Raw genomic sequence first — 15,119 nt, forward strand, 5'->3', positions numbered from 1 at the left:
CGGTACCGGCGGGCGGCGCGCTCATAGCCCGAAGGCCATGCCGGGCAGGGCGTCCGGCGGGTACTCGTCGTAGGGCGTGAAGAACCATGCGAAGTGGCGCCAGATCGGCTCGGGCAGATCCCTCAGAGTGATGAGCGGGCGCTCGATGGAGGGCCCCGGTGCCGTGAGCGGTGACCAGGAGCCGTCGGCGCTCACGTGGTAGAGCAGGGCCGATAGCGGGTGCTCCGCGCGCGCCCACCGAGTCAGCGACCACGTCAGCAGAGCATTGAGATGCGCCTCATCGACGCCTTCGGCCAGGGGCAGGATTCCCAGCGACTCCTGCTCGGGCAGCGTCAGGACGAAGCCGTCGGGCGGATGCGGGATGCTCCGCTGCTGGCATACCTCGGTCAGGCTCATCGCCAGCGCCGCTGTCAGCATCGAGTCCGAGCCGATGAGATGGATGCCCTCGCCGGCGTCCACGTGCTCCGCCCTGTCCAGGACGATGCGGGCATTGGCGAGCGCGGCGGCGTCCACCCTCTCCTCGCCCAGGCGCTCATAGAGGCGGGCCGAGGGCTGGGAGACCAGGAGCCCGTCGATGTCCATGACGCGCGTGAGGCGCAGGCCCGGGGCGATCTCGGGCTCATCGGCCTCGGCGGGGATATCCCTGCTCGGAGGCACCAGTCGCAGCCTCAGGGCCCCCAGTACCTCCTCGTCCGAGTAGTCCTCGAGTTCGCGCGGCATGCCGTCCGGGCGCACGGCCGCCATGAGAGCGCTGATGTGATGGCCCAGGGCCTCCTCCCACAGCTCCCGCTCCGTGCGGGCCAGGCACGCGGCGATCCGGTGCAGGACGAGTCTCGCGCCTTGGGGCGTGCGCAGCGAGACGGGCGAGTCGAGTCGGCTCCCGGGGAAGCGCAGGCAGACCTGGCGCAGCATCTCCGCGCGCAGCCAGTCGGCATCGCGGACGGACAGGTCGGGCAGGAATGGATCAGGCGGGGAGGAATGCGGTGGCGCCTGGCGGGATGAGGCGCGGGAGGCGGTGCCTGCCGCCCGTCGCGAGCGTGATGATCGGGGGGAAGGGTGTCGGAGGTGGGAATAGTGTCGTGCTGGTCTCACTGCGCTCATGCGGAGGACGCTAGGCTGAGAGCGCGTGCCCACGGCGGAGCCCTCCCCAACAGGGCGCCGAACCGGAGCATCTCGAGATATGTGGGTCATGAAGAGCTTATGTGTGGTCTTCGCGCCATGTGATGAGGCTTTGACAAGTGGGGGCCGGCCACTAAACTGATTCATATATCAACTAGATGGTGCTCGACTTATTGGTTGGCATTTTAAATATTCACAATTCCTGCAAGGAGTCCCTCATGCCCATCCGCATCGCCGTCGTTCACGGCTCCGTCCGCCCCACCTCAGCCGGTGCCGCCGTCGCCGACTGGGTCGCCGCCCAGTCCAGCCTGGTCGACGGCGTCGAGGCCGAGGTCCTTCGCCTGACCGACTTCAACCTCCCCTTCTTCGCCGAGGAGCTCCCACCGGCCATCGCCATGCCCCAGAACCCCGCCGGTGTGGCTTGGAACGAGAAGCTCGGCTCCTATGACGCCGTCATCTTCGTGACCCCCGAGTATGACCACTCGATCCCCGGGTCCCTGAAGAACGCCATCGACTACCTCGTCCCCTCCGTGCTCGAGAGCAAGGCGATCGGCGTGGTCGGCTACTCCTACCAGCTCGGCCTGCGCGCTATCGAGCACCTGCGCCAGGTTCTGGGATCCTTCAACTCCTTCGTCGTCGGCCCGCATGTCGCCCTGCACGTCGCGACCGACTGGACCGACGGCGAGTTCACTCCGGCGGCCTTCCGCGAGGGCGAGGTTCCGGCGATGGTCAGGGCGATCGTCGCTGCCACGAACTGATGTGCCCTGGCTGTCCCTGACGCGATACCGCGCGGATCCCAGTGACCTGACACGAGGATGAAGCGCTGCGATGGCGCCTCCCTGGGCGTCGCGCCCCTCGTGTGGACCAGCAAGCGCTGGTCCGCACGAGGGGCGTTTTCCATGCTTCCGGCTCTTCCGGCTCTTCCGGCTCTGGGGGTGCGAGTGCCTGCAGGAGGTAATGGAGCTTCGGCCGGTGAGGCGAGTCGTGGTTGCGGAGGGTAGGCGCTAAGGCCTAGAGTACTTAATAATTCAAGTACTTCAGATGTGGTACCGAGAGACACCAAGGAGTTGCCATGACCAAGATCGCCGTCATCCTCGGATCTGTCCGCCCCAACCGCGCCGGGGCCTCCGTGGCCGAATGGATCGCCTCCAGGGCGAACGAGGCCGAGGGAGTCCAGGCCGAAGTCCTCGACCTCGCCTCCTTCAACCTGCCCATCTTCGCCGAGGAGCTGCCCCCCATGGCGGCCCCGGCCAAGGACCCGGCCGCCGTCGCCTGGAACGAGGCCCTCGCCGGATTCGATGCCTTCATCATCGTCAGCCCCGAGTACAACCATTCGGTCCCCGGGTCCTTGAAGAACGCCATCGACTTCATCACCCCCTCCGTGCTCGCCAACCGCGCCATTGGCCTCGTCGGCTACTCCTACTCCGCGGGCCACCGCCAGATCGAGCACCTGCGCGCCATCCTGGCCAACTTCACCACCGGCGTCGTCGGCGCCCAGGTCAACCTGCACCTCGCCACCGACTTCTCCGGCGGCGCCTTCGCCCCCGCAGCCTTCCACGACGGCGAGGCCGCCAGCCTCGTCCAGGCCCTCGTCGCCCAGGACAAGGCCCTGTCCACCCTGCGCTGAGCGCGAGCCGCTGATGCGGGCCACCGCGCACGGACGGCGCTCCTCCCCGCGAATGGGCCCGGTGACTGCAAGATCACCGGGCCCACTCGCCGCGTCCTGGAGGCAGAGGACTGCGCGGTGCCCGCTCGGTCAGCCCACCTCGAGTGGCCGGTAGCGGTTGACGGCCGCCGCCACGTCCACCATCCGGGGCCGTACGAGGAACGCCCCGCCCTCGTCGAGTGCGTCCAGGCCCTCGTCGTCGAGCAGGGCTTCCAGGTCGTCGAGGCACTCGCGCAGTGTGGAGGCGCTGTCGAAGCGCTGCTCCAGCAGGGCGCGCAGGGCATGGGCCGCTGCCTCGGCCTGGCCCGGGTCCACGATCCCGGCCACATCCGAGATGTCGACCTCCTCGCGGTCCAGGGTGAGCGCGTCGGTCCCCCGGGCCCGGGTGCGGATCGGGCCGCGCCGAGTGCGCTCCGGGGCGGGCGCCGGGATGCGACCGGAGCCGAGCGGGAAGTCCTCCAGGGCGGTCCCCTCCCGGGGCTGCTCGGCGACGACGACTCGCGCCTGCTCGGTGGCGTCGCGCAGCTCATAGGAGTCCAGGAGGAGGACATGGTCGGCCACATCCAGGTAGTCGCCGGAACCGCCCATGACCATGACCGTGGAGACGCCCAAGCGCGAGGACAGCGCCCCCACCCTGTCCACCAGCGGAGTGATCGGCTCGCGCTCGGCGGCCACGAGCGAGCGCATGCGCGCGTCGCGGATGAGCAGGTTCGTGGCCGAGGTGTCCTCATCGAGGAGCAGCGCCGTGGCCCCCGCTTCAACGGCCTCGACGATCGCCGCGGCTTGGGAGGTCGAGCCCGAGGCGTTGCGGGTGGTGAAGGCGGCCGTGTCCCGGCCCGCGGGCAGGTGGGAGATGAAGGGTGTGAGGTCGACGCCCGTGATGGCCCGGCCATCGGCGGCCCGCACCTTGACGGCGTCGGGGACGGTGGCCACGAGCTCGCGCCCATCGCCCGGCACATGCGGGTAGACGCCCCGCTCGATCGCCGCCAGCAGTGTCGACTTGCCGTGGTAGCCGCCGCCGACGATCACCGTCACGCCCGCCGGCACGGCCGTGCCGCGGACCGCCCCGGCATGGGGAAGATCGACCGTGGCGGCCAGGGACTCCGGTGCTCTCAGGGCGACGCCGCCCGAGCGCAGCGGCTCGTCGCTCACCCCGGATCGGCGCGGCAGGAGGGAGCCATCGGCGAGGAAGGAGACCCAGCCCGCCTCGCGGACCGCCGCCGTGAGGGCCCGGTGGTCCTCCAGGGCCTCCACATGGGCGAGGAGTCGCTCAGCGCGTGCGCCTGTGAGGCTCAGGGCCGTGTCGATCTCGCGGGTGAGATCCCGGCCGACGATCCTGGCGGCCCCATGACCCTGGATGGAGCGGCCCTGGGCGGGAAGGGCCATGCGGGCGCGGACCTCGATGCTCCAGTCGCCGGAGTATTCGGCGCTGCTCGCGGCCGGGAGGAGAACGACGGCGGAGCGCTCCAGGATCTCCTGACCGGGTGCCGCGATGGACAGGGCTGTGCCCTTGAATCCCGCGTGGATCTCGCGGGCGAGGAAATCGGCGAGTGCGAGGCGGCGGTCCGCTGTCGCCAGCAGGCCCTCGCGCGCCAGGAGCGCCAGCGAGGGCAGGGAGGTGGGCGCGGTGACCCGGATGCGCGTCGGCGGGGCATAGGGGTCGGCCTGGACCCGGTCGATGTGGAGTGACCACCCCTCGGGCGCCAGGTAGCGCCCGAGGATCGCCCGGTAGGACGGGTAGGCGCGCCCGTCCAGGGCATGAAGGTGGCCGATGAGGTCGCTCAGCTCCCCGTCGCGCGGCTCGTCGTCATAACGGCGGCGCCCGCCGTCGCGGTAGCCGGGGCCTCCCCGCCCGCCGTCGCGGTAGCCGCCCCGATAACCGCGGTCGCCCCCGCGCCGATCGCCGCCGTCCTGCCTGGCGTGGCGGCCGTCCCTGCCCGAGTACCTGTCATCACTCATGGGCAGATCCTGGCATACGGTGCGCGGGTGGGCGCCTGAGCGCGCGCGGTCCTCGCCGCCGATCGCCATGCGAGTGGGTGCGGGGCGGGGCGCCCGCATCCTCTATCATCCCAGATCATGAATGGGCTGCCCGCCTCCCTGGCCCCCGCCCTAGCCGGACTTGGCACGGGGCTGGGGCTCATCGTGGCCATCGGTGCGCAGAACGCCTGGGTGCTCCGCCAGGGCGTGCGCCGTGAGCACATCGGGCTCGTCATCCTCATCTGCGCGCTCTCCGACGCCATCCTCATCGCCGTGGGGACGGGCGCGGTCAGGGTCGTGTCCTCCCTCGCTCCCTGGGTGCTGGAGGCCCTGCGCTGGGGAGGCGTCGCCTACCTGGTCCTCTTCGCGATCAACTCGTTCCGCTCGGCGCTGCGCCCCGGCGCCCTGGAAGAGGCCGTCTCGCGGGGCGCGGGCTCAGTCGCCATCACGACACTCGCCCTGACCTGGCTCAACCCCCATGTGTACCTCGACACCGTGCTCATGCTTGGCACGGTCGCCAACCATTTCGGTCCCGATCGCTGGTGGGCGGCCGCTGGGGCCATCGCCGCTTCCGTCATCTGGTTCACCGGGCTCGGCCTCGGGGCGCGGGCGCTGTCCGGACTGCTCGCGAGCCCCCGCACCTGGAGGATCGTTGACGCACTCGTCGGCGTCGTCATGCTCCTCGTCGCCTGGCACCTCGCCACCGGCGCCTGAGCCGACCCCTGCTCGCCGAGAATGGCGAGCTTTGAGGATTGCCCGGGGTCCAATCCGCCTGCGTGCGAGCGCGTACCGCTCTAACCTGCGACTATCTGGGATATGACTAGGTGTCAGAAAAAGGAATCCTCAAACCCCGCCACTTCTCCCGCTCACACCCGCTGAGGAGGCAGCACATCCACCTGCGAGGGTAGGTTCGCGATCCCCACGGGGCAGGTGACGCCATTGGGCCCGTGGTTGCAGTAGCCACCGGGATTCTTCTCCAAGTAGCCCTGGTGGTAGTCCTCCGCCAGGTAGTAGGGGCCGCCGAACTCTGCGTACTGCGCCGACGCCGGATCGATCGTCGTCACGGAGCGCCCCAGCCCGAGCCGGCTCAACTCGCTCTGGAAGGCCTTCTGAGTGGCGATCGCCACCGCGTACTGCTCGGGCGTCGTCGTCCAGACGGCGGAGCGGTACTGGGGGCCGATGTCGTTGCCATGGCGGTTGAGCCGGGTGGAGTCGTGGTTCTCCCAGAAGGCGCGCAGCAGCGCCTCCCCGCCGCGCCCCGCGACCACCGGGTCGTAGGCCACCAGGACGGTCTCGGCGTGGCCGGTCCGCGCGGTGCAGACCTCCTGGTAAGTGGGGTTGGGCGTGGTGCCGCCCATGTACCCCACCGAGGTGACGACGACGCCGGGCTGGCGCCACATGATCCGCTCCACGCCCCAGAAGCAGCCGCCGGCGAGGTAGATGACCTCGGTGCCCTCGGGCCAGGGGCCTGTCAGGGGAGCGCCGAGGACGACGTGGTCGCCGGGCTCGGGGAGCACGGGTGCCTCGCGGCCGGGGATGACGTGATTGCGGGACGGAGCGTTCATAGGAGAACGCTACCGTCCCGCTGCTGGCCGGGTCGCCCCCATCCCCGTTCCCTTCGCTCAAGGCGAGGCGCGGGAATGAACGGCGGCGCAGCGTCAGATGCGGCTGACCCTGAGGATCTCCGCAGTGATCCTCTTGCCGTTCGGGGCGTCGTAGGAGACCTTCTCGCCCGCGGCGTGCCCCATGAGGGCCTTGCCGAGCGGCGCGTCGGGGGAGAAGACCTTGACGCCCTCGGGGACGTCCTCGGCGATCTCCTGGCCGCCCAGGGCGAAGCGCTGCTCCTTGCCGGCCACCTTCGCGGTGACGATCGTGCCCGCGGAGACGGTGCCATCGTCGGCGGCCTCGCCGATCTGGGCGTTCTCCAGCGTCTCGGTCAGGGCGATGATGCGGGCCTCGTTGAGGGCGGCCTCCTCGCGGGCGGCGTGGTATCCGGCGTTCTCGCGCAGGTCCCCCTCCTGGCGGGCCGCCTCGACGCGCTGGGCGATCTCCTTGCGCTCCTCGCCCTTGCGGTGCTCGAGCTCGGCGCTCAGGCGGTCGAAGGCCTCCTGGGTCAGCCAGGTTCCCTGCTTCTCGGTATCCGCGGCCATGGGGTTCTCCTCGATCTGGTGATCTGGTGATCAGTGGTGGGCCGACGACGGCGTCGTGGCAATGCCCCGATGCGCGGTGGGCGCCCGGGGCCGTGTGTGAGGGGTGAGTCTACCTCTCCGGACCTGCGGTCGCCCTGGGAATCGCGCGTCCAGCCGGCCTTGCGGCTCGTCGGCCGGTGCTTCCCGCACCGAGCGGTGCGTGCGGATGGCGCCAGTGGGTGCGCATCGCACCTGCGGTGGCCGGGGCGTCTCGTGCTCCCGGCCTGACTGGGATCAGCCGAGAACCGCGATATAGCAGGCAACGGCGTGACATGCCCATGCCGCCACCGTGCAGGCGTGGAACACCTCGTGGAAGCCGAACCAGCGGGGGAGGGGGTCGGGGCGCTTGCGCGCGTACACGATCGCGCCGACCGTGTAGATCAGCCCCCCGACCATGAGCAGCCACACGATCGCGGGCCCTCCCGAGCGCCAGAGCGAGGGCAGGAACCAGAGCGCCACCCAGCCCAGGACGATGTACAGGACCGTCCTCAGCCGGCGTGGGGCGCCCGGCCATATGAGGGACATGACGATCCCGGCCGCCGCGCCTCCCCAGACGATGCCGAGCACCAGGCGCGCTGTCGCCGCGTCGAGCAGCGCCACCGATAGGGGCGTGTAGGTCCCTGCGATGAGCAGGTAGATATTGGCGTGGTCGATGCGCTGCAGGGCGTCGGAGACGGCTCGTGGGAAGCGGCCATTGCCCAGGTGGTAGAGGCTCGAGTTGGCGAACAGCAGCAGCGAGCACACCAGGTACACGGCGCTGGTCCACGTCAGGGCGGTGCCGTCGGCCAGGGTGGTGAGGACGATGCAGGCGGCCAGGGCCAATGGCACCGCGATCGTGTGGATCCAACCCCGCAGCCCGGGCTTGACGGGCTTGATCCGGGCCGGCGCCCGCGCGGGTCGGCGGCCAGTGTCCCGCTCCTGGGGCGGGGCGGCCTCAGCCGCATCGCGGCGCGGATCCGCGTCTGCGCGCATGGAACCTCCTGGCGGGCGCCGATGGCGCTCTCAGGGACGGCGCCCGAACCTACGGTATCGTAGGTTCGAGTGGGGAGGAAGGACCACTACCTGCGGGCGGCGCGCACGATAACGTTGGTTCTACGGCGCAGCCCGGTTCCCCAGCCGGTCGGGCCCGCGCGCACATGCGAAGGAGAGACATGGCGGACGGCTTCCTCTACCAGCTCTATGAGCGCCGTCTGTCCGCGCGCCTCGACTCCTCCCGCGCGCCCCGCCATGTCGGTGTCATCCTCGACGGCAACCGCCGCTGGGCCAAGGCCCTGGGGATCGGCGCCTCCCAGGGGCACAAGCGCGGGGCGGACAAGATCGAGGAGTTCCTCGGCTGGGCGGACGACGCGAGCGTCGCCGTGGTCACGCTGTGGCTGCTGAGCACGGACAACCTCTCCCGCGATCCCGCCGAGCTCGCCCCCCTGCTCGACATCATCGCCCAGGCCGTGGAGGACCTGGCGGGAAGCGGCCGGTGGCGGGTGCGCCTCGTGGGCGCCGTCGACCTCCTGCCCGCCGAGGTCGCCGCGCGACTGCGCGCCGCCGTCGCCATCACCGCTCCCGACGCTGAGCCCGGCCGGACGGGGGAGACGGATCAGCGGATGGAGGTCAATATCGCCGTCGGCTACGGGGGGCGCCAGGAGATCGCCGACGCCGTCCGCGAGATCCTGCGCGAGCGCGCCGCCGCTGGGGCGAGCCTGGAGGAGGTGGCCGCCTCCCTGAGCGAGGAGGACATCACCGACCACCTCTACACCAAGGGCCAGCCCGACCCCGACCTGCTCATCCGCACCTCCGGCGAGCAGCGGCTCTCGGGTTTCCTCCTGTGGCAGTCGGTCCACTCCGAGTTCTACTTCTGCGAGGTGAACTGGCCGGCCTTCCGCCGCGTGGATTTCCTTCGCGCTCTGCGCGACTACGCCGGTCGCGAGCGCCGCATGGGGCGCTGATCCCGCTGGCCGGCGGGCGGGCCCGCCCGCCGGCGCCCTCCTGCGGGACCGGATCGCGATGCCGATCGCCCGCTATGGCGCGCTGGTCGCCGACGCGCTCAACGTCCAGGTCGTCCTCGTCACGGCGCCCGGCGCGATCTCGCGGGCTCAGGCGAGCTCGGCGCGGGTGGGAGGGTTGGCGCCGGCTCGGGAGACGGTGATGTCCGCGATGCGCGAGGCGTGGCGCACCACCCGCTCCAGCGCGTCGGCGTCGATCGCGCGCAGGGCCTCGCGCTGCTGGGCGCCCACGAGCCCCTCGGACCACAGGCCGTCCTCCAGGCCTCCCATGAAGGAGTCGCCCGCGCCCACCGTATCCGCCACGACGACGCTCGGGTCCGCGGGCACCTCCAAGCGCAGCCCCGAGGAGGTCAGGGCCAGCGCCCCGCGCTTGCCGCGGGTGACGACGACGATCGCCGGCCCCATCCGGAGCCAGCCCTCGAGAACGCCCTCGAGGGCGGCGTCGTCGCCCTCATCGATGCCGTAGAACCAGGTCACATCCTCGTCGGAGCACTTGACCAGATCGGACAGGGCCACGAGGCGCTCCACGATCGCGCGCGCCTCGCCGGGCTCTCCCATGAGCTGGGGGCGGGCGTTGGGGTCGTAGCAGACGGTTGCCGAAGCGCGGAAGTCGCGCAGCGCCTGCTCCACAGTCCGCGCGCCCGGCTCCAGGATCGCCGCGATCGAGCCGGTGTGGATGAGGATCGGCGGCTCGGCGGGAGCCGGGTAGGGCGGGTTCCAGTCGAGGTCGAAGACATAGGTGGCCGCCCGGTCCTCGCCGATGGTCGCCTGGGCGGTGGAGGTCCGCTCGGCGCCATCCGAGCCCGGGGTGATGCGCACGCCGTCGGAGACCAGGTGCGAGCGGATCGCACGGCCGCGCTCATCGTCGGCGATCCAGCAGTCGAGCTCGGCGTCGCGGCCAAGGCGAGCCAGGCCGAGAGCCACGTTGGCCGGCGAGCCGCCCGGGATGTCCACCGGCTCTGCGCCGGGGTGGATGACGACGTCGACCAGTGCCTCCCCGATGACGAGCGCGGTCCCGGCGGGTCCAGGAGCAGCGGGGGTGGCAGTGGCGTTCTCGGCAGTAGCGGTGGTCATGATGGGCTCCTTCGCTCCAGTGACGGCGGTTGGTGGGTCGTGGATCAGTCCTGGCCCTGATCCGGGGACGCGACGGCGGCCAGCCGCGCACGAGCGTCGTCGAGCCAGGCCTGGCAGCGGGCGGCGAGCGCCTCGCCCCGCTCCCACAGGGACAGCGCGTCCTCCAGCGGGACTTGGCCGGCCTCCAGGCGCTGGACGACGCCGATCAACTCCTCGCGGGCCTGCTCATAGGAGAGCACGGCGACGTCATCGTTGTCGCCGGAGGCGGTGGTGGGGGAGTCGGGGCTCAGGCTCATAGTGCTATTCTCGCACGCCACCCGGCCCGGTGGCGCGGCATCGCGGAGAAGCGGCGGAGGATCGGGCGGCCCGAGGGCTCGCCCGATGCGATCCTCGGGGGATGACCGGGTGCCCCGCCCGGCCTCAGTCGGCCGCGGGTATCTGCGAGGCGGGCTTCGTGGCGCCCACGACCTGGGCGACGAGTCGCCCGGAGGAGAGGATCCCCTCGATGAGATCGCCCTTCTTGACATCCTCCGCGCTCGTGATGACGGCGCCCCCCGGGCGGCGCAGGATCGTGTAGCCGCGATCGAGCACTCCCTGCGGGGACAGCGCCGTCAGGCGCGCCCGCTCGGCTCGCAGATCCGAGGCGGCCAGCGTCAGCGCGTGGTCGAGGCCGCGGCGGATGCGCTCACGGGCGGCGTCGAGCTCGGCGACGCGGTCGCGGATGATGACGGAGGGGTCGGTCATGATCGGGCGGGCGCGCACCTGATCGAGCCCCCGCTGCTCGGCGTCGAGCCGCTGGGCGAGGATTTCCCGCAGGCGGGCGCGGGCGCTGTCCAGACCGACGGTCTCCTGGGCGAGGTCGGGCACGATCCGCCGGGCGGCATCGGTGGGGGTGGAGGCGCGGTAATCGGCCACGAGGTCGAGCAAGGGGCAGTCGGTCTCGTGGCCGATCGCCGAGACCAGTGGGGTGCGGGCCGCGGCGGCCGCGCGCACGAGCCCCTCATCGGAGAAGGGCAGCAGGTCCTCGACGGCGCCGCCGCCGCGCGCCACGACGATGACATCGATCCCCTCCATGGCGTCGAGCTCCCGGATCGCGGCGGTCACCTCCCGCACGGCGCTCGCGCCCTGCACGGCGACCTCGCGGATCTCGAAGGGCAGGCCCGGCCAGCGCAGGCGCGCGTTGACGACGACGTCGTCCTCGGCTTTGGATCCGCGCCCGCAGACGAGCCCGACCCTCCGGGGCAGGAATGGCAGGGGGCGTTTGCGCTCGGCGTCGAACAGGCCCTCGGCGGCGAGGATCCGGCGCAGCTGCTCGATGCGCGCCAAGAGGTCCCCGACGCCGACGAGCCGGACGTCCTCGGCCAGGAGCTGGAGCGTGCCGCGCTTGGTCCAGTACGTGGGGCGGCCCTGGACCACCACGCGGGCGCCGGAGTCCAGGGGCTCGGGCAGGGCGCGGTCGATGGCGGCCAGGGTGCGCGTGTAGAGGGACACGGAGATGGAGACATCGGCGTCGGTGTCCCGCAGGGTGAGGAACTGCATGCCGGCGCCGGGGCGGCGGCTGAACTGGACCACCTGGCCCTCCACCCACACCTGCGTCATCTTGGAGACGTACTCCTCGATCTTCGTGGCCAGCAGGCGCAGGGGCCACGGGTTCTCCGCGGTGGTCTCGCGGGCGAGGCGGGCAAGCGGCCGGGCCCGGCCCGGGGTGGGAGGCTGTGTCACATGCACCACTGTGCCACGGTCCCGTCTGGGGGCCGGAGCGGCGCTGTGGCACAGTGAGACCGTGACAGATACCTCCGCGCCCACCACCGCCCCCGTGATCCCGCCCGCGGGCGGGGCCAAGAGGATCCTCGTGGCCGCCCCGCGCGGCTACTGCGCCGGCGTGGACCGGGCGGTCGACGCCGTCGAGCAGGCCTTGGCCCACTACGGGACGCCGATCTACGTGCGCAAGGAGATCGTCCACAACAAGTACGTCGTGGAGGCCCTGACCAGGCGCGGCGCGATCTTCGTCTCCGAGACCGATGAGGTGCCCGAGGGCGCGCGCGTGGTCTTCTCCGCGCACGGCGTGGCACCGGAGGTGCATGAGCAGGCCGCCGCCCGCCACCTGCAGACGATCGACGCGACCTGCCCCTTGGTGACCAAGGTCCACAAGCAGGCGGTGCGCTTCGCCGGTGACGACTACGACATCATCCTCGTCGGCCACACGGGCCACGAGGAGGTCGAGGGCACGCAGGGCGAGGCGCCCGAGCGCATCCAGGTGGTCAACGGCCCTGAGGAGGTGGACCGTGTGGTGGTGCGCGACCCCTCGAAGGTCGCCTGGATCAGCCAGACCACGCTGTCGGTGGACGAGACCCTGGAGACGGTGCGCCTGCTGCGCGAGCGCTTCCCGGAGCTGATCGACCCGCCCACGGACAACATCTGCTACGCCACTCAGAACCGGCAGGCCGCGGTCAAGGCGATCGCGCCGCATGCCGACGTCATGCTCGTCGTGGGCTCGGGCAACTCCTCGAACTCGGTGCGCCTCAAGGAGGTGGCGCTGGAGGCTGGGGCCCCGGCCGCCTACCGCGTGGACTACGCGCGCGAGATCGACGATGCCTGGTTCGACAGCGCCCGCACCGTGGGCCTGACCAGCGGCGCCTCGGTGCCCGAGATCCTCGTGCGCGAGGTCATCGAGCACTTGGGGGGCCTGGGTTTCACGGACGTCGAGCAGGTGCGCACCGCCACGGAGAAGATCACCTTCTCCCTTCCCAAGAACCTGCGCGCCGACCTCAAGGCCGCTGCCGGCGACTCCGCGCCCGAGCACCGCCGACGCGAGCCCGTCGCCGATCACACCTGCTGACGCCCGGCGACGCGCCCCAGCGCGCTGGTGAGGCGGGGTGCGGGCTCGCTATCCGGCGGCCTCGGCGCGGGGCCGGGAGGCGGCGTCGTCGCCACCGTCGAGCACGGCGGTGGAGCGGGCCTGCGCCCGGGCGCCGTCGAGCACGGCCCAGGTGATCAGGCCCGCGATGAGGCCGGTGATGAGGGCTGCCAGGAGGTGGCAGGAGGGGGAGAGTCGTCGGTCATGGACCGATACACCATGGGTGTCCGGCACCGGGTGTCCGACACCCATGGGGGCATTCAGGATCTTTTCGGGATAGCGCTGCCGTGTTGCATCATGTTCCCATGCCCGTCCCCCTCCTCGCGGCCTCCGCGCCGTCTATCCCGTCCCTGAGCGGCCTCGCCGCCGTGCGCCTGCTCCCTGCTGGTATCTCCGAGATCAGTGTCTTCTCGCCCTGGGCCGTACGGGGGATCGGTGTCGTCGCGCTCATCGCCGTGCTCGCCACCGCCGTCCTCCTATGGGCGCGGATCCGTCCGGGGCGGCGCCGCTTCCCCCGGGCCCTGCTCCTGGGAACGGTGCTCGCCGTCGTCCTGGCCCAGATCCTCGTGGTGAGCGCGATCGGCGCGCGAGCGAATGCGCGCCTGGGCTTCGTGCGAACCATCGGGGACGTTGTCGCCCAGATCAGGGGTGAGCGCGCTTTCGCTGATCGTGGTCCCGCCGTGATCTCCGTCCCCGAGGAGCCCACCTCTGTGCCCGCCGGCCCTCCCGCGACCTCGCCCGCCGATGCGGCCGAGTTCACGCCGATCAAGGGCGGCTCGGACTACACGGGCTTCTCGAAGGCGACCGTGACGGGCCGGCGCAGCGGCGTCACCCAGGAGGTCTGGGTGTGGACGCCTCGCGACTACTCTCCGACCGATGGCGCGACCTACCCCGTGTTCGTCATGCTCCACGGCGATCCCGGCAGTCCCGACGGCGTCGTCACCGCCGTCAAGGCGGCCTCGGCGATGCAGGCGGCGATCGACTCGGGTCGGATGCAGCCGGCGATCCTCGTCCTACCGAGCCTCAACGCCGACCGCCGTCAGACCGCGATGCCGGACTGCGCGGATGTCGTCGGCCGCGCCCAGGTGGGTACGTGGGTCCAGGACGATGTTCCCGCCATCGTGCGCGCCTCCTTCCCTAACGTGAGCCCGAACCGCTCAGGCTGGGCGATCGGGGGCATCTCCTCCGGGGGCTTCTGCTCGACCTGGACGGCGATCATGCGCTCGGATGTCTACGGCTACGAGATCGGCATGTCCGGCTACGACGTCCCCTTCACCGGAGCGATGTCCTCCAGTGACGAGCTCAAGCGCTCCAATGCCCTGAGCACCCTCCTGCGCACCCGCGCCCACCAGAGCCTGCGCATATGGCAGATGGCCGCGCAGGACGACTCGGGCACCGCCGAGCTGCGAGCCAATCTGCCGGCGGCGGTGCCGTCCACGGATACCTTGGAGATGGTGACCCCGCAGTCCGGCGGGCATTCGGCCACCCTGTGGCGCCAGACCTTCCCGACGGCGCTGACATGGTGGGGCTCCCAGTTGAAAACCCCGGTGGCTCCCGATGCGCCGCTGTCGGTCCCGAGCGCCGAGCCGCCCTCGTCCGCCCAGCAGATCCACAGCCCGTCCGGCGGGGATACTGCGGCGGGAGCCGGGGACGGGTCCGATACGGGTGCCCGGGGAACGCTCCAGGAGATGTTCACCGGCATCCAGGGGATCGGGACGATCATCCTCGCGTGGATCGTGGCGCTGGCGCTGAGCCTGGCGGCGATCGTCCCATGGCGCGGGGGAGGCATCCCGGGGCTGCGGCGCCGCCTGCGGGGCCTGAGCGGTCTACTGCCGGGCCGCGCGCGCTCGGCGGGGGCGGCGTCGGCGGATGAGCCGTCGAGGACGGGGGCGGCGGAGACGCGGGAGCCCCACGGCGCGCAGGAATCATGGGACCCGCTAGGAGCACCGGAGGGCAGTGCTGAGGACCCCACGCCGGTGGCCTCGCCCGATCCGGGTCGCTCCAGGACGCTCCGGGCCCTCCTGCGGGGCGCCCGCCCGGTGGGCGCGCGCCTGATCGTGCTCGCACTGGCCTGCGTGGCGGGGACGCTCGCGATCGCCCTGGTGGGCAACCGGATCGTCAATTTCTTCCCGACGTGGTCGATCGCCATCCAGGACCTCGTGCTCGCGCTGCCCTGAGGGCAGGCGCTCCCCTCCGGGCCCCGGCAGGGCCTGCGATGGCGCCCTCGCCGGTGCGGGATG

General features: G+C 71.5%; 15 protein-coding genes. 6 read left to right on the forward strand and 9 right to left on the reverse strand.

Annotated elements, in window-relative coordinates; all coding sequences use genetic code 11:
• Positions 1-21: 21 nt before the first annotated feature.
• Positions 22-912, reverse strand: coding sequence for a hypothetical protein (locus B6G06_RS01270; RefSeq protein ID WP_081170562.1), 891 nt, complete (start codon positions 910-912; stop codon positions 22-24).
• 425 nt (positions 913-1,337) lie between these two features.
• On the opposite strand from B6G06_RS01270, the gene B6G06_RS01275 reads away from it, so the two are divergent.
• Both B6G06_RS01275 and B6G06_RS01280 read left to right on the forward strand, forming a co-directional pair.
• The gene (locus B6G06_RS01275) at positions 1,338-1,877 is read left to right on the forward strand and encodes an NADPH-dependent FMN reductase (protein ID WP_081170564.1); all 540 of its coding nucleotides are present in this window, start codon (positions 1,338-1,340) and stop codon (positions 1,875-1,877) included.
• A gap of 314 nt (positions 1,878-2,191) precedes the next feature.
• Complete coding sequence (locus tag B6G06_RS01280; RefSeq protein WP_080463209.1) at positions 2,192-2,746, forward strand: NADPH-dependent FMN reductase; 555 nt, start codon at positions 2,192-2,194, stop codon at positions 2,744-2,746.
• A 129-nt stretch (positions 2,747-2,875) separates the two neighbouring features.
• Here the strand turns inward: B6G06_RS01280 and B6G06_RS01285 are convergent, their stop codons facing one another.
• On the reverse strand, positions 2,876-4,744 hold the full coding sequence (locus B6G06_RS01285; RefSeq protein ID WP_081172121.1) for an ABC-ATPase domain-containing protein: 1,869 nt from the start codon (positions 4,742-4,744) through the stop codon (positions 2,876-2,878).
• Between the two features lie 117 nt (positions 4,745-4,861).
• Here B6G06_RS01285 and B6G06_RS01290 point away from each other — a divergent pair, with 117 nt between their 5' ends.
• Positions 4,862-5,476: a LysE/ArgO family amino acid transporter gene (locus tag B6G06_RS01290; protein ID WP_081170566.1), complete on the forward strand. Its 615-nt coding sequence runs from the start codon at positions 4,862-4,864 to the stop codon at positions 5,474-5,476.
• A gap of 152 nt (positions 5,477-5,628) precedes the next feature.
• On the opposite strand, the gene msrA is transcribed toward B6G06_RS01290, so the two are convergent.
• The 3 genes from msrA to trhA all read right to left on the reverse strand — a co-directional run bounded on the left by msrA (position 5,629) and on the right by trhA (position 7,923).
• Positions 5,629-6,327 (reverse strand): peptide-methionine (S)-S-oxide reductase MsrA, encoded by a 699-nt coding sequence (msrA, locus tag B6G06_RS01295; RefSeq protein ID WP_080463207.1) that lies wholly within the window; start codon positions 6,325-6,327, stop codon positions 5,629-5,631.
• Positions 6,328-6,420: 93 nt separating this feature from the next.
• Positions 6,421-6,912 carry a GreA/GreB family elongation factor gene (locus B6G06_RS01300; RefSeq protein WP_081170568.1) on the reverse strand — a complete coding sequence of 164 codons (492 nt, stop codon included), beginning with the start codon at positions 6,910-6,912 and terminating at the stop codon, positions 6,421-6,423.
• 273 nt (positions 6,913-7,185) lie between these two features.
• Positions 7,186-7,923, reverse strand: coding sequence for a PAQR family membrane homeostasis protein TrhA (gene trhA / locus B6G06_RS01305; RefSeq protein ID WP_081170570.1), 738 nt, complete (start codon positions 7,921-7,923; stop codon positions 7,186-7,188).
• A gap of 179 nt (positions 7,924-8,102) precedes the next feature.
• Between trhA and B6G06_RS01310 the strand changes: the two genes are divergently transcribed.
• Positions 8,103-8,891 carry an isoprenyl transferase gene (locus B6G06_RS01310; protein ID WP_080463204.1) on the forward strand — a complete coding sequence of 263 codons (789 nt, stop codon included), beginning with the start codon at positions 8,103-8,105 and terminating at the stop codon, positions 8,889-8,891.
• 147 nt (positions 8,892-9,038) lie between these two features.
• Here the strand turns inward: B6G06_RS01310 and B6G06_RS01315 are convergent, their stop codons facing one another.
• The 3 genes from B6G06_RS01315 to xseA form a co-directional block, all read right to left on the reverse strand.
• Positions 9,039-10,022, reverse strand: coding sequence for a PfkB family carbohydrate kinase (locus B6G06_RS01315; protein WP_080463203.1), 984 nt, complete (start codon positions 10,020-10,022; stop codon positions 9,039-9,041).
• A 44-nt stretch (positions 10,023-10,066) separates the two neighbouring features.
• Complete coding sequence (locus B6G06_RS01320) at positions 10,067-10,318, reverse strand: exodeoxyribonuclease VII small subunit (protein WP_080463202.1); 252 nt, start codon at positions 10,316-10,318, stop codon at positions 10,067-10,069.
• 124 nt (positions 10,319-10,442) lie between these two features.
• Positions 10,443-11,753, reverse strand: coding sequence for an exodeoxyribonuclease VII large subunit (gene xseA, locus B6G06_RS01325; protein ID WP_080463201.1), 1,311 nt, complete (start codon positions 11,751-11,753; stop codon positions 10,443-10,445).
• 52 nt (positions 11,754-11,805) lie between these two features.
• Here xseA and B6G06_RS01330 point away from each other — a divergent pair, with 52 nt between their 5' ends.
• On the forward strand, positions 11,806-12,861 hold the full coding sequence (locus tag B6G06_RS01330) for a 4-hydroxy-3-methylbut-2-enyl diphosphate reductase (protein WP_229657988.1): 1,056 nt from the start codon (positions 11,806-11,808) through the stop codon (positions 12,859-12,861).
• Between the two features lie 48 nt (positions 12,862-12,909).
• Here B6G06_RS01330 and B6G06_RS01335 read toward each other — a convergent pair whose 3' ends face one another.
• Positions 12,910-13,131, reverse strand: a complete 222-nt coding sequence (locus B6G06_RS01335; protein WP_080463200.1) for a hypothetical protein — start codon at positions 13,129-13,131, stop codon at positions 12,910-12,912.
• A 53-nt stretch (positions 13,132-13,184) separates the two neighbouring features.
• On the opposite strand from B6G06_RS01335, the gene B6G06_RS01340 reads away from it, so the two are divergent.
• A complete protein-coding gene (locus B6G06_RS01340; RefSeq protein ID WP_081170572.1) occupies positions 13,185-15,056 on the forward strand; it encodes an alpha/beta hydrolase in 1,872 nt (623 codons plus the stop codon).
• Positions 15,057-15,119: the final 63 nt, after the last annotated feature.

The sequence above is a fragment of the Actinomyces gaoshouyii genome (assembly GCF_002076915.1).
Taxonomy (GTDB): domain Bacteria; phylum Actinomycetota; class Actinomycetes; order Actinomycetales; family Actinomycetaceae; genus Actinomyces; species Actinomyces gaoshouyii.

Bases quoted from the DNA above. Each gene is read 5' to 3' on its own strand.
- B6G06_RS01285 (WP_081172121.1), bottom strand. From the start codon at position 4,744: ATGAGTGATGACAGGTACTCGGGCAGGGACGGCCGCCACGCCAGGCAG.
- B6G06_RS01335 (WP_080463200.1), bottom strand. From the start codon at position 13,131: ATGGGTGTCGGACACCCGGTGCCGGACACCCATGGTGTATCGGTCCAT.
- B6G06_RS01310 (WP_080463204.1), top strand. From the start codon at position 8,103: ATGGCGGACGGCTTCCTCTACCAGCTCTATGAGCGCCGTCTGTCCGCG.
- msrA (WP_080463207.1), bottom strand. From the start codon at position 6,327: ATGAACGCTCCGTCCCGCAATCACGTCATCCCCGGCCGCGAGGCACCC.
- trhA (WP_081170570.1), bottom strand. From the start codon at position 7,923: ATGCGCGCAGACGCGGATCCGCGCCGCGATGCGGCTGAGGCCGCCCCG.
- B6G06_RS01280 (WP_080463209.1), top strand. From the start codon at position 2,192: ATGACCAAGATCGCCGTCATCCTCGGATCTGTCCGCCCCAACCGCGCC.
- B6G06_RS01320 (WP_080463202.1), bottom strand. From the start codon at position 10,318: ATGAGCCTGAGCCCCGACTCCCCCACCACCGCCTCCGGCGACAACGAT.
- B6G06_RS01275 (WP_081170564.1), top strand. From the start codon at position 1,338: ATGCCCATCCGCATCGCCGTCGTTCACGGCTCCGTCCGCCCCACCTCA.
- B6G06_RS01270 (WP_081170562.1), bottom strand. From the start codon at position 912: ATGCTGCGCCAGGTCTGCCTGCGCTTCCCCGGGAGCCGACTCGACTCG.
- B6G06_RS01290 (WP_081170566.1), top strand. From the start codon at position 4,862: ATGAATGGGCTGCCCGCCTCCCTGGCCCCCGCCCTAGCCGGACTTGGC.
- B6G06_RS01340 (WP_081170572.1), top strand. From the start codon at position 13,185: ATGCCCGTCCCCCTCCTCGCGGCCTCCGCGCCGTCTATCCCGTCCCTG.
- B6G06_RS01300 (WP_081170568.1), bottom strand. From the start codon at position 6,912: ATGGCCGCGGATACCGAGAAGCAGGGAACCTGGCTGACCCAGGAGGCC.
- B6G06_RS01315 (WP_080463203.1), bottom strand. From the start codon at position 10,022: ATGACCACCGCTACTGCCGAGAACGCCACTGCCACCCCCGCTGCTCCT.